This window comes from Agrobacterium vitis (genome assembly GCF_013426735.1).
GTDB classification, from domain to species: domain Bacteria; phylum Pseudomonadota; class Alphaproteobacteria; order Rhizobiales; family Rhizobiaceae; genus Allorhizobium; species Allorhizobium vitis_D.
Genome location: NZ_AP023274.1, coordinates 298,664 through 311,420, shown reverse-complemented (window position 1 = coordinate 311,420; position 12,757 = coordinate 298,664). Strand labels below are relative to the sequence as shown.

Below are 12,757 nucleotides of genomic sequence, written 5' to 3'. Positions count from 1 at the left end.
GCCCGTGCCGACACGCCAACGCACGGACAAATCGCGGTGCAGGCCATGGCATAGCCTCCATGGTTCTGATTGGCAATGTTTAGGGTGCGGATGCAAAGACACCGTTCTCACTGAAACGGTTGCTTCGCATGGCTTTCGCATTGACGGCATCTCAGCAAATTTATCTTCGTCCCTCATGACAGTTTCTGGTCTGTATTCTTTTGTTTGAAAAAATTGTGTACTTGTAAAATACAATATCGTTGACATAACCCGGACGTCATGCAAATTTTGTTGTCATAAACCAACGGCGCCCATTGGGCGGACAAGTTGATGACGGGGAACTGGGATGAAGGGTGGCAAAGGCGAGCTCTATGATGATCTCAAGCGCCAAATTCTGACGATGGAACTCGATCCGGACGAGGATCTGGACGAAGTATCGCTGAGTGAAAAATACGGTCTCTCGCGGACGCCCGTCAGGGAAATTTTCCGGCGTCTGGAAGGGGAAGGCTATGTCGATATCCGCGCCAACAAGGGCGCGCGGGTTATCCCGATGAACCATTCGACGCTACGCCACTTCTTCCTTGTTGCACCGATGATATACGCCGCCGTTGGGCGACTTGCGGTCCAGAACTTCAAGCCCGAACAGCTTTCCGACCTTCAGATCACCCAGGAACGGTTTCGCGAGGCGAGCATTGCGCAAGATGCTCTGGCCATGACGCTTTCGAACAACCGGTTTCACGCGATCATCGGCGAGATGTCGGGCAATGAATACCTTCAGCCAAGCCTTGGCCGGCTGCTGATCGATCACGGCCGTATCGGCCATACCTTCTTTCGACCGCGCAATGCAGACATGCATGAGCGGCTGCAAAAATCAGTCGGACACCATGACGGTTTTATCGCCGCGATCAGCGCGCGTGACGAGGACGCCGTCGTCGATCTCGTGTTCGAACACTGGGAATTGTCACGCGAGAACATGGAAATGTTCATCGCTCCCCAAGCGCTCAAGGCGGACGCATTGGTCGATACGCCAATGCAATCGATGGAGAAATCATCATGAAATTCGAAGGTATCTACACCCCGGCGGTCACACCGCTTGGACCCGATGGGCAGATCGACCGTGCAGGGTTTGCGGCCGTCCTTGAATCGCTCATCGAAGCGAAGGTTCATGGTATCATTGTCGGCGGTTCAACGGGTGAATATTACGCCCAGAGCGCGCAGGAGCGCCTCGATCTTGCGGCCCATGCAAAAGACGTGATCGGAACCAGAATTCCGCTGATCATCGGCACGGGCGCAACCAGAACGGAAGATTCCGTTGCCTACGCCGTTGCTGCCAAAGATATTGGTGCCGACGCCATCCTGGTGTCGTCTCCGCCCTATGCGCTGCCGACAGAACGCGAGAACGCCGTCCATGCGCTGACGGTTGATCGCGCTGCGAACCTGCCGATCATGCTCTACAACTATCCGGCCCGTATGGGTGTGGTGATGGGGGATGAGTATTTCTCCCGGGTTGGCAAATCCAAAAATGTCGTGGCGATCAAGGAAAGCTCTGGCGACATGGCCAACCTTCACCTTCTGGCCCGGAAGTTTCCGCATATCGGCCTGTCTTGTGGATGGGACGACCAGGCGCTCGAATTCTTCGCCTGGGGAGCAAAAAGCTGGGTCTGCGCTGGCTCAAACTTCCTGCCGCGCGAGCATGTCGCGCTTTATGAAGCCTGCGTTCTGGAGAAGAATTTCGACAAGGGCCGCGCGATCATGACCGCGATGCTGCCGCTGATGGATTTTCTCGAATGCGGTAAATTCGTTCAGTCGATCAAATATGGCTGTGAACTGATCGGCCTGAAGACCGGATCGGTACGCGCGCCGCTACGGCCACTGAATTCGCAAGAAAAAAGAATCCTTGAGACCGTCGTCACGACAGTGAAGCGCACGGTTGCCCAGATCACCTCGGGAGCCAACAATGCATGAACCTTTGACCGTGGCCGAATACAAGGCCATCGCTGCCAGTCTTGAATTGCCGACCAATGCTTTCATCGACGGCGCATTTCGTCCGGCAAAATCCGGCAAGACCTTCACCTCGATCAATCCCGCAACTGGCGAGACATTGGCGGAGATTGCCGCCTGTGATGTGAGCGACGTCGATGATGCGGTTGCCAAGGCGAGACAGGCGTTCGACGATGGCCGCTGGCGGCATCAAGCTCCCGGCGATCGCAAGGCTGCCCTGTTGAAGCTGGCAAAGCTGATCGAAGAGAACCGCCACGAGCTGGCTGTCATGGAAAGTCTCGACAGCGGCAAACCGGTGCGCGAATGCCAGACAGTCGATGTGGCCGATACGATCCACACCATCCGCTTCCATGCCGAAGTCATCGACAAGCTATACGACAATACCAATCCGGTCGGGCCAAACGCGCTGGCAATGGTGGTACGCGAACCGATCGGCGTGGTCGGCTGCGTTCTCCCCTGGAATTTTCCTCTGCTGATGCTGGCCTGGAAGATCGGTCCGGCGCTGGCTTCGGGATGCTCCGTCATTGTCAAGCCAGCACAGGAAACCTCGCTCACCACGCTGCGGGTCGCCGAACTCGCAATTGAAGCAGGGATTCCGGCTGGCGTCTTCAACGTCGTCACCGGTGGCGGCAAGGAGGCCGGCGAGCCAATCGGTCTGCACATGGATGTCGATATGGTGGCCTTCACCGGATCGACGGCGACCGGACGTCGCTTCCTGCGCTATGCGGCAGATTCCAACCTGAAGAAAGTGGTTCTCGAATGCGGCGGCAAAAACCCCGCCGTCGTTCTTGCCGATGCCGAAGACCTCGATCTGGTGGCCGAGCAGGTCGTTAACGGTGCGTTCTGGAACATGGGCGAAAACTGCTCCGCGACGTCCCGCCTGATTGTCGACAGAACGATCAAGGACGAATTGCTAGAGCGGATCGGTGCCTATCTGCGCGAATGGAAGACCGGCAATCCGCTCGATCCGGAAAACCGCATCGGGGCGCTCGTCAGCAAAACCCACTTTGAAAAAGTGAAATCGTTTCTCGATGATGCCAAAAAAGAGAAGCTCTCTGTTGTCTATGGCGGGGCGACGCATGGCGGCATTTATATTGAGCCGACTGTTGTCGATGGGGTCACGCCCTCAAGCCGCCTGTTCAAGGAGGAGATTTTCGGACCGATCCTGTCGGTGACCGCCTTCGATACATTGGCCGAGGCCGTCGCGCTGGCCAATGACACCAATTACGGCCTTACCGCATCGGTCTATACCGGCAGCCTGCGTCAGGCGATCCGGTTGTCACGTGACATTCGTGCCGGGCTCGTCACCGTCAACTGCTTTGGCGAAGGTGATGCCTCCACACCGTTTGGTGGCTACAAGGAATCGGGCTTCGGTGGCCGCGACAAGTCAATCTTCGCGCATGACAATTATTGCGAACTGAAGACAATCTGGATCGATATTTCCGAGCGTTCTGTGGATGAGACGATCCGATGAACAAAATATCGGTCAAACGTTTGCCCGTTGAAAATGGTGTCTCCGGCTGGGAGGCGATCAGCACGCGTTCGTTTCCCCTCCGTAGCCTCGAAGGCAACGTGACTGCGGATTGGCTGATTGTCGGTGCGGGCTTTGCGGGTCTTTCCGCTGCCCGTCGTCTGCTACAGCTTCGACCAGACGACAAGATTGTCATTCTCGACGCAAGCGAAGTGGGAAAAGGCGGCTCGGGACGAAATTCCGGTTTCATGATCGATGTTCCGCACGACCTGTCGTCTGGCGAATATTCAAGCGGCAGTACCGACGATACCCGCATCGAAATGGCGCAGAACCGCACGGCGATTGCCTTCGCAACGCAAGCTGCGGCGGAATACGGAATGTCACGCGAGACGTTCGATCCGTCCGGCAAGATCAATGCGGCGGCAACCGAGCGCGGCATGAAGCTAAATGAGGATTTTGGCAAATCCCTGCTGAATGCGGGCGAGAAGCACAGTTTCCTCGATGCGGCACAAATGCGGGAGATCACCGGAACCGATTTCTACCTCGGTGGCATCTACACGCCGGGGGCCGTGCTCATCCAGCCCGCCGATTATATTCGCACCTTCGCAGCCGGGCTTTGGCAGCAGGTCGATATCTTCGAACGCTCGCCTGTCACGTCCCTGATGCGGGAAAACAGTCTATGGAAGGCGACCTCACCACGGGGCAGTGTCTCTGCGCCCAAGGTCATTCTGGGCGTCAACGGCCATATCAATGACTTTGGTCATTTCAACGGTCGTCTCATGCACTTCTTCGGTTATGCCTCAATGACGGCTCCGTTCCCGGCAGAGGATTTCGGGCGCAAGGCAAGCGGGCATGATCGATGGGCTCTGTTGCCTGCCGATCCCATGGGAGCAACGGTTCGGAAAATTACATCGAACGGCCAGTCGCGCATCGCTTTGCGGACCAAGTGGACCTACGATTTCAGCCTGCAACTGACAGATCAACGTCTGCGAAAAATGGCTCGGGAACATCGGGTGTCGCTGGACAGGCGTTTTCCCGCATTGAAGGACCTGCCGTTCGAACATTGCTGGGCAGGCCGTATTTGCCTCACCCGCAACCATGTGCCGGCCTTCGGCGAGGTGGAAGAAGGGCTGTATTCGGCTTGCTGCGAAAACGGCCTTGGCACGGTGAAAAGCACGCTGGCTGGCATGCTGACAGCGGAACTCGCCACCGGAAATACCTCGACACATCTTGAAGAATTCAACGATCACGCACAGCCGAGCAGGCTTCCACCGGAGCCTTTCACATGGCTCGGTGCCAACACCGTGATCAAATGGCAGGAATTGCGTGCAGGCCGCGAGGGATAAAACGTCGCCGCGCAATGGGGAGACCGCGCTTAAGCGCGAGGCTTCAACGATAATGGGAACGTAAAACTAGGAGCGAAAAATGAAGACTCTGTGGAAGGCACTTTGCGCGGCGGCGATGGTCGGAATGACCGCCCTGTCTGCACATGCGGAAGAAAAAACCGTCACCATCGGCACGATGTCTTGGGAAGACCTCACCCCGATCACCGGCATCACCAAGAAGGTGCTCGAAGATTCCGGCTACACCGTGAAAGTCGTACCCTTCTCTGAATGGGGCATCGCCTATGCCGCATTGAGCAAGGGCGATGTTCAGATTTTGGCGTCGCAAACCGATTATGTCGCGCAGGATTACTGGAACAAGAACAAGAAGCGTCTGGAAAAAATCTCGCCGGTCTCGCACGGCCTGTATCAGGCGATCGCTGTTCCGAAATACGTCCCAATCGACTCTGTCGAACAGTTGAACGAAAATGCCGACAAGTTCGGCGGCAAGATCGTCGGCATCGAGCCAGGCTCGGGCCTGATGAAGGATGCGGCCAACGCCGTCAAGGACTACGGCCTTAAGCTTCAACTCGTCGAGGGTAGCACGGCTGCGATGACGGCGGCTCTCAAGTCTGCATCCGACCGCAAGGAATGGATTGCCGTGACGATCTGGGAACCATCATGGATGGCACAGAAATACGACGTCAAATTCCTCAAGGACCCCAAGGGCGTGTTCCCGCCAGCGCAGAGCTACTACTGGATCGGGCAGAAGGGCTTCTCGGCTCAGAACCCGCATGCGCGTGAAGTGATTGCCAGCGTGTATGTGCCGCTTGCCGACATCGCCGCAATCAACAGCGCGGTTAATGACGGTAAGACCATGGATGAGGCCATCAAGAGCTGGACGGACAGCCATGCCGATCTCCTGAAGCGCTGGGAAAACATCAAGTCGGAATAAAATGAGAAGGCCGGGCTTTCGTGATGGCGGCGGCCCGGCCCTGACGTCCACAAAAGAGAATGCCGGTCAATACCGGCGCGCGGGGAACGCGATGACCACGTCAATGCATGATGCCAGTGAAGTCCTCATCGACTGCCAGTCTGTCTGGAAGATATTCGGTGCCCGGTCAAAAGCCGCCGTCGAGGCGGTCAAGACAAGGGGCCTCTCCAAGAAGCAGATCCTGACGGAATACGATTGCGTCGTTGGGGTCTCAGATGCCAGCCTTCAGGTTCGACGCGGCGAGATTTTCTGTATCATGGGATTGTCGGGCAGCGGCAAATCGACCCTGATCCGCCTTCTGAACAGATTGATCGAACCGAGCCTTGGCACGATTCTGGTCAAAGGCAAGGATATCTCTGCCTTGAACGCCGCCCAGCTGCGCGACATCCGCGCGCGCCATATCGGGATGGTCTTCCAGAGCGTGGCCCTGTTGCCGAACAGGACCGTGCTTGAGAATGCCGCCTTTGGTCTGGAGGTCAGAGGTGTCGGCAAGGAAGAGCGATACAAGACTGCCCGTGCGGCGCTGGACAAGGTCGGCCTGTCGGACTGGACGGCGCGCTATCCCTCCGAGCTGTCGGGCGGCATGCAGCAACGCGTCGGTCTTGCCCGCGCTATTGCCGCCGACCCCGAGATCATTCTGATGGACGAGCCGTTCAGCGCGCTCGACCCGCTGATCCGTCGCCAGCTTCAGGACGAATTCCGGCAACTCACCAAGTCGCTTGGCAAATCCGCCGTGTTCATCACCCATGATCTGGAAGAAGCAATCCGCATCGGCGATCGCATCGCCATCATGAAGGACGGTGTTATCGTTCAGGTCGGTAATGCAGAAGAGATCGTTACGCAACCGGCAGACGACTATGTCGCCGAGTTCGTCGCCGGTATTTCCAGAGTTCATCTGGTCAAGGCGCATTCTGTTATGATCCCGGTTGAGGTTTATAAGCGTGATCATCCCGGCTCAGACATCGACACGCTTTTGCGCGCCACGCCGGAGGCGGATATTGGTGCGCTGATCGCCTTGACCATGCAGTCTGAACGCGATGCCGTGGCCATTGCCGAGAACGGCAACGTCATCGGCATTGTCACCACGCGCGGCCTGCTCTGCGGTGTCGCAGGCAGTCCGGCCCAGCCGACCGCAGCGGCATAGGGGGCAATGTCATGGACACCTCCGTTATTACAGACAGCTTTGATGAACACATTGACGACACGCTCAACTGGATCAGCGATCATGCCTCATGGCTGTTTGATTCGATCAGAGCGGTGCTGGAAGGCACCTATGGAGGCGTTCTCTGGCTGTTTCAGCTTGCGCCATTCTATGTGGTTGCCTTGATTGCAGCCCTTCTCGGATGGCGGTTGATCAACAGCAAGGCCGGTCTTTTGATCGGTGTCGCCATGCTGGGTTGTGCGGTCATGGGTCTTTGGGCCGAGACCATGAGCACATTGGCGCTGGTGATCACCGCCACCTTCATGGCGCTGGTGATCGGCATTCCCCTTGGTATCGTGGCGGGTTTCGTCAAAGCCTTCGACAAGATTGTCGAGCCGGTGCTCGATCTCATCCAGACGCTGCCACCTTATATCTACCTTCTGCCAACCATTGCACTGATGGGATATGGACCTGCCACGGCCCTTCTTGCCACGGTCATTGTCGCCATGCCACCGGCGATCCGGTTGACATCTCTCGGCATTCGCAGAACGCCCAATGATTTTATTGAACTGGGACAGGCCAACGGCCTGACGTCCTGGCAGATGTTCGTCAAGATCAGACTGCCATTCGCGATACCGAGCGTCATGGCCGGGATCAACCAGAGCCTGATGATGGCGTTCGGCATGGTGGTGATCGCCGGTATCGTCGGTTCTGGTGGGCTTGGTGAAACCATCTATAGTGCCGTCAGAACGCTGAATATCGCAACCTCGATCAATGCTGCAATTGCCATCGTCATCTTGACCATGGTGCTCGACCGACTGACACAAAGTGCGGCACACCGTAGCAAGGGAACGAAATCATGACCCCGGAAACAGTTTGGTTTTCTCCCGGTGCCTATCTCGCCCCCGTCGTTGATTGGCTGAACGCCAATTTCCATCCTTTTTTCGATATCGTGACAAAGGTCATCGAAGCCGTTCTTGGAAGTATCGAAACAGCTCTTCTCTTTTTGCCTTTCTATGCCGTCATCCTGGTCGTCGTTGCCCTGGCTGCCGTCTTCGTCAATATGCGCGTGGCGGCAACAAGCGCGATTGCCTTGTCCTTCTGCGTCTTGTCAGGTCTGTGGGAGGCGTCTATGCAGACCCTTGCCCTGGTCACGGTATCGGTGTGTATCTCTGTGATGATTGCCTTTCCGCTCGGCATTCTGGCGTCCCGGCATCGAAGGGTCGAGGCAATCATTCGCCCGTTGCTCGACATCATGCAGACGGTGCCACCATGGGTCTACCTGATCCCCGCCGTGATGATTTTCAGCCTCGGGCGGGTCCCTGCGATCATCGCGACGATCGTCTACGGCATACCACCGATGTTGCGGCTCACGACGCTGGCGTTCAATCAGGTGCCCAAAGACCTGTTGGAACTTGGACAGGCCACAGGTGCCTCGCCGCGCGCCATCCTGTTCAAGATTGAAATTCCTGCGGCAACGCCCACGCTGCTCGTAGGGTTAAACCAGTGCATTCTTCTGTCACTGGCCATTGTTGTTCTGGCCGGTCTTGTCGGGGCTGGCGGCTTGGGAGCCGAGGTTACACGCGGACTGACCCGCATGGAAATGGGTCTCGGCCTGCGGGCAGGACTGGCGATCGTCGCGGTGGCGATTTTCCTTGATCGACTGTCACGCGGCGCATTGCAGCGAGGCCGGACACCCGGCGCAGCCAGCACCTGACACTTGATAAGGAACGATCATGCGGCACAGCTTCTTTTGTATCGACAGCCATACATGCGGCAATCCGGTTCGCCTCGTTGCCGGAGGCGGTCCACTTCTACCGCATTTGCCGATTGCTGAGCGTCGGGAACTGTTTGTCAGGGACCACGACTGGGTGCGAAAAGCCCTGATGTTCGAGCCACGTGGCCATGACATCATGTCCGGCGCGATCATTTATCCGGCCTACCGCGACGACTGCGATTTCGCAGTCATTTTCATCGAGGTCAGCGGATGCCTGCCGATGTGCGGAGCTGGTACGATTGGCTTGGTGACAGCCGGTGTCGAGGAAGGCCTCATCACACCTAGAGTCGAGGGACAGCTTTCCATCGAAACTCCGGCTGGTCGGGTGGATATACACTATGAAAAGCCCGGTGCATTCGTGGAATCCGTTCGTATGTTCAACGTGCCGAGCTATCTCCACGCAGCAGATGTCGAGGTTGATATTCCCGGCATCGGGCGTCTTATTGTCGATATTTCCTATGGCGGCAATTATTATGCCGTGGTGGAGCCGCAGGCATCGTGGTCGGGGCTCGACGGCATGTCCGGCAGTGACATCGTAGACCTCAGCGTGAAGCTGCGGGACGCATTGGCGGATATCTGCGATCCCCAGCATCCGGACGATGACCGGATTCGAGGCGTTCATCATGCCCTCTGGTGCGATAAACCGACAAGCGATGCGTCAGACGGTCGTGGAGCCGTATTCTACGGCGACAAGGCCATTGATCGCTCCCCGGGCGGGACCGGCACTTCGGCAAGAATGGCACAGCTTTACGGCAAGGGTCGATTGAAGGTGGGTGAGGCGTTTCGTCAGGAAAGTATCATCGGCACTGTTTTCGAAGGTCGGGTCGAGGAAGAGGTCATGGTCGGTTCCTTCAAGGGGATCAAGCCGAGCGTTGGCGGATGGGCCCGGATCATTGGTCACAACACCATCTTCGTGGACGATCGAGATCCTCTGGCTCACGGCTTCCAGATCAAATAAAGTAGGGCTTACAGGCACCTCGCGATACATGCCTGCCCCGATTGGAGTTTAGAATGACGCCCTCCGATACCAACGCCCCGGTCGACCGCCTGAAAATCGGCTTCGTGCTCGCGAGATCATTCACACTTTCGGCTTTCGCATTGTTCGTGGACACGCTGCGTCTCGCCAGCGATGAATTCGATCGTTCGGGTCGGGTTCTGGCCGACTGGGATGTGCTCGGCAGCACGCGGCACCTCATCACCTCCAGCTGTGGTGTTCAGGTCGCTCCGACCTCAGACTTGGTAGAAGATCCGAGCCAGTTTCAATTTATTGTCGTCGTCGGCGGGTTGTTGAACAACGAACAGCCAATCGACCGGGAAACGGCTGCATTTTTGAAAAAGGCCGCCACAAAAAACGTCAAACTGATTGGGGTCTGCACCGGTTCTTTTATCCTGGCCGAACTTGGCTTGATGAAAAGCCATCGCACATGCGTAAGCTGGCTGCATTATAACGCATTTCGGGAGCGTTTCCCCGATCTTCAGGTTCGCTCCGACCGTATTTTCAATCTCGACAGAACACGGGGCTCGTGTGTGGGCGGGAGTAGCGCCGCTGACATGGCGGCGTTGATCGTTCGCCGTCACATCAGCAAGGACGCCGAAAGAAATGCTCTCGAGGTTCTTCACATCGAGAAAGCCCGATCAGCCCTTGCCATTCAAACACGCAAACCGCTGTCCATCGAATGCAACGATCCTAGGATCAGAGCGACGCTCATTATGATGGAACAGCACATCGAGGGTAATCTGCCGATCCAGGATCTGGCAGCAGCGGTTGGCCTGTCCAGAAGACAACTTGAACGTCTGTTTATAAGCGAAACCAAGAATTCTCCGGCAATGATCTATAGAAGAGTGCGATTGGAGCGCGCAAAACATCTTCTTCTCCAGTCCAAAGCGCCTTTGGTCGAAATTGCGCTTGAGGTCGGGTTCGGAAATGCGTCGCACTTCGCCAAGGTCTTTGCTCAGACGTTCGGCCAATCGCCAACTGGCTTAAGAACAGCAATCCGAGCGGCACTGTAATGTCTGGATGGCCCCGTTTGGCAAGGTGATTTGAGGTGATGTTTGAGCTTGGCGGGGCGGGTGCAGTCATGTCTCCGGCCTGTAAGCGCGGTTTGAGATGACCGCTGCTCCTGATATGGGCATGTCGCAAACTTCCACAGATGCCGCAGCTATCCCTTGAACGGCGCCATTTTCATGTTTTGTTAACCTTTGTACGTCCGAAGAGGCGCGCAACCAAATCATTCTGATCGCTGACTGTCCATCCGCCGGAAAAACCGAAGCCTCTCCTCAGCCATAGCATCGCCTCGAAACCGGCAATCGTTCGCCGCGCGGTATTGAAGGATTGGAAGCCACCAATCTTCGGCATGTTCTTCTTCACACGGAAATGGTCGCTCGCAATGCCTTGTTGCAGGTGCTTGGTGACATAATGCACGTGATCGGGCCGTAGAAGCCCGTCTTCAATCGACGTTCTGATCGCCGAAGAGACGGTATTGGCGCCATCCGTGCCGATCTTGTTCGACGACAACAAAGGCCGATCTTTCAGCATCTTGCGGGAAAACCGCTTGGCGGCTTCGAGAGCTCGCTTTGCGGAAAGCAGGAAATCCACCGCATTGCCATGCTTATCGATTGCTCGGTAGAGATAGCGCCATTTGCCGCCGATCCTAACGTAAGTCTCGTCAATCCGAACCGATCCGCAATACGGCCAGCGAAACTGGCGAAGACGCTTCTCGGTCATCGGCGCATAGCTCAGTACCCAGCGGTTTATCGTGCTATGATCAACCTCGAAGCCGCGCTCTTCGAACATTTCTTCCAGGTCTCGATAGCTCAACGGATATCTCATAGAGGTCGGAACAAGGTCTGTTCCCACAGACACGCTAAGACAGCACGAAGCATGAACGTGCATCACGGACTGGCGGAAAATTTCCACTTACATCGTTTCGATGGGGTCGTTCTCGCCGTAAATCGGTCATGATCAGTAACGAGCTTCGGTGTGTTTGGGGATCGAACCGTTATGTCGAAAGCATTGAAGAAGATTTCGATTAGTTTGTTAATTCTGGTTGCCGTCGTTTCATCGACGATATTCCTTCTCAACACCAATCTTCTCGCCGCGCGTCCAGCAGGTGAGCCTATCCTTCTTGCACATCGCGGGATCGCGCCTCGATACGATATGACGAACGTCAAATCTGACACATGCACAGCAACGCGAATGTTGCCGTCCGGCGACGTTTTCGTCGAGAACACAATCGCCTCCATGAAAGCCAGTTTCGAGGCGGGTGCGGATGCCGTCGAGTTTGACATTCATCCGACGACGGACGGAGAATTTGCGGTATTTCACGATTGGACCCTCGATTGCCGAACAGACGGCCATGGTGTCACCCGCGAGCATGCGATGACTGACCTTCGAAAGCTCGATGTCGGATACGGTTATACGGCGGATGGCGGAAAGACGTTTCCGTTCAGAGGCAAGGGGATAGTCTTGATGCCGACGGTGAAAGAAGTGCTGGAAACCTTTCCAGGCAAACGCTTTCTCGTGAACATCAAGAGCAATGATCCGAAGGAAGGAGATCTGTTTGCTTCCTACCTCAAGGCTTTTCCTGCGGAGGTGACCGACAAGCTTTTCGTCTATGGCGGAGAACGCCCGATTGCAAAGCTTAAGGCATTGATGCCGGGTTTGAAGACAACGACCAGAGTGTCGGCGATGGCATGCCTGAAGGAGTATGCGAAGTGGGGATGGACCAGCATAGTGCCATCGCCCTGCAAAAACGGTGTCGTCTACATTCCGATCAATATGGCGCCTGATATGTGGGGATGGCCTTATCGCCTGCTTGACCGGATTAGAGACGCCGGCAGCGAGGTGTTCATTATCGGACCCTACCATGGCGGAAACTATTCCAATGGCGTCGACACAATTGCCGACCTCAAGTCGCTGCCTGATGACTGGTCTGGCGGGCTCATGACAAATGAACTTGAACTGCTCGCACCAGCCATGGGGCGTAAACAATAGTTGCGTGTCACGCCGCGCGAAGAAGTCGGCCTGGAAGTCGCAGCGGCCTGAAGCCATCCGGCTTCTGCTGCTCGGTAT

The 12,757-nt window shown here is 56.3% G+C and carries 11 protein-coding genes and 1 pseudogene; 11 read left to right on the top strand and 1 reads right to left on the bottom strand.

The annotated features are described in order from the left end of the window. Positions 1-325 precede the first annotated feature (325 nt). From H1Y61_RS23585 to H1Y61_RS23540, 10 genes are all read left to right on the top strand, one after another. Entirely contained in the window at positions 326-1,036 is a 711-nt protein-coding gene (locus tag H1Y61_RS23585; protein ID WP_174113523.1) for a GntR family transcriptional regulator, read from the top strand. Next, positions 1,033-1,944, top strand: a complete 912-nt coding sequence (locus H1Y61_RS23580) for a dihydrodipicolinate synthase family protein (RefSeq protein ID WP_180575310.1) — start codon at positions 1,033-1,035, stop codon at positions 1,942-1,944. The genes H1Y61_RS23585 and H1Y61_RS23580 overlap by 4 nt, the downstream gene beginning before the upstream one ends. Continuing rightward, positions 1,937-3,454: an aldehyde dehydrogenase gene (locus tag H1Y61_RS23575; RefSeq protein WP_180575309.1), complete on the top strand. Its 1,518-nt coding sequence runs from the start codon at positions 1,937-1,939 to the stop codon at positions 3,452-3,454. The genes H1Y61_RS23580 and H1Y61_RS23575 overlap by 8 nt, the downstream gene beginning before the upstream one ends. Continuing rightward, the gene (locus tag H1Y61_RS23570) at positions 3,451-4,797 is read left to right on the top strand and encodes an NAD(P)/FAD-dependent oxidoreductase (RefSeq protein ID WP_180575308.1); all 1,347 of its coding nucleotides are present in this window, start codon (positions 3,451-3,453) and stop codon (positions 4,795-4,797) included. Before H1Y61_RS23575 ends, H1Y61_RS23570 begins: the two co-directional genes overlap by 4 nt. A gap of 79 nt (positions 4,798-4,876) precedes the next feature. Next, the gene (locus H1Y61_RS23565; RefSeq protein ID WP_180575307.1) at positions 4,877-5,728 is read left to right on the top strand and encodes a glycine betaine ABC transporter substrate-binding protein; all 852 of its coding nucleotides are present in this window, start codon (positions 4,877-4,879) and stop codon (positions 5,726-5,728) included. Positions 5,729-5,819: 91 nt separating this feature from the next. Next, positions 5,820-6,911 carry a quaternary amine ABC transporter ATP-binding protein gene (locus tag H1Y61_RS23560; protein ID WP_180575306.1) on the top strand — a complete coding sequence of 364 codons (1,092 nt, stop codon included), beginning with the start codon at positions 5,820-5,822 and terminating at the stop codon, positions 6,909-6,911. Positions 6,912-6,922: 11 nt separating this feature from the next. After that, positions 6,923-7,771 (top strand): ABC transporter permease, encoded by an 849-nt coding sequence (locus tag H1Y61_RS23555; protein ID WP_180575305.1) that lies wholly within the window; start codon positions 6,923-6,925, stop codon positions 7,769-7,771. Continuing rightward, positions 7,768-8,625, top strand: coding sequence for an ABC transporter permease (locus H1Y61_RS23550; protein ID WP_174113517.1), 858 nt, complete (start codon positions 7,768-7,770; stop codon positions 8,623-8,625). The genes H1Y61_RS23555 and H1Y61_RS23550 overlap by 4 nt, the downstream gene beginning before the upstream one ends. A 19-nt stretch (positions 8,626-8,644) precedes the next feature. Then, positions 8,645-9,643, top strand: coding sequence for a 4-hydroxyproline epimerase (locus H1Y61_RS23545; RefSeq protein WP_180575304.1), 999 nt, complete (start codon positions 8,645-8,647; stop codon positions 9,641-9,643). 53 nt (positions 9,644-9,696) lie between these two features. Continuing rightward, positions 9,697-10,695, top strand: a complete 999-nt coding sequence (locus tag H1Y61_RS23540) for a GlxA family transcriptional regulator (protein WP_180575303.1) — start codon at positions 9,697-9,699, stop codon at positions 10,693-10,695. Between the two features lie 172 nt (positions 10,696-10,867). Here the strand turns inward: H1Y61_RS23540 and H1Y61_RS23535 are convergent. Then, positions 10,868-11,515 (bottom strand): annotated as a pseudogene (locus tag H1Y61_RS23535) (IS6 family transposase); the annotation flags it as partial. A gap of 171 nt (positions 11,516-11,686) precedes the next feature. Between H1Y61_RS23535 and H1Y61_RS23530 the strand changes: the two are divergent. Next, positions 11,687-12,679 (top strand): glycerophosphodiester phosphodiesterase family protein, encoded by a 993-nt coding sequence (locus H1Y61_RS23530; RefSeq protein ID WP_180575302.1) that lies wholly within the window; start codon positions 11,687-11,689, stop codon positions 12,677-12,679. Positions 12,680-12,757: the final 78 nt, after the last annotated feature.

Bases quoted from the DNA above. Each gene is read 5' to 3' on its own strand.
- H1Y61_RS23585 (WP_174113523.1), top strand. From the start codon at position 326: ATGAAGGGTGGCAAAGGCGAGCTCTATGATGATCTCAAGCGCCAAATT.
- H1Y61_RS23580 (WP_180575310.1), top strand. From the start codon at position 1,033: ATGAAATTCGAAGGTATCTACACCCCGGCGGTCACACCGCTTGGACCC.
- H1Y61_RS23575 (WP_180575309.1), top strand. From the start codon at position 1,937: ATGCATGAACCTTTGACCGTGGCCGAATACAAGGCCATCGCTGCCAGT.
- H1Y61_RS23570 (WP_180575308.1), top strand. From the start codon at position 3,451: ATGAACAAAATATCGGTCAAACGTTTGCCCGTTGAAAATGGTGTCTCC.
- H1Y61_RS23565 (WP_180575307.1), top strand. From the start codon at position 4,877: ATGAAGACTCTGTGGAAGGCACTTTGCGCGGCGGCGATGGTCGGAATG.
- H1Y61_RS23560 (WP_180575306.1), top strand. From the start codon at position 5,820: ATGACCACGTCAATGCATGATGCCAGTGAAGTCCTCATCGACTGCCAG.
- H1Y61_RS23555 (WP_180575305.1), top strand. From the start codon at position 6,923: ATGGACACCTCCGTTATTACAGACAGCTTTGATGAACACATTGACGAC.
- H1Y61_RS23550 (WP_174113517.1), top strand. From the start codon at position 7,768: ATGACCCCGGAAACAGTTTGGTTTTCTCCCGGTGCCTATCTCGCCCCC.
- H1Y61_RS23545 (WP_180575304.1), top strand. From the start codon at position 8,645: ATGCGGCACAGCTTCTTTTGTATCGACAGCCATACATGCGGCAATCCG.
- H1Y61_RS23540 (WP_180575303.1), top strand. From the start codon at position 9,697: ATGACGCCCTCCGATACCAACGCCCCGGTCGACCGCCTGAAAATCGGC.
- H1Y61_RS23530 (WP_180575302.1), top strand. From the start codon at position 11,687: ATGTCGAAAGCATTGAAGAAGATTTCGATTAGTTTGTTAATTCTGGTT.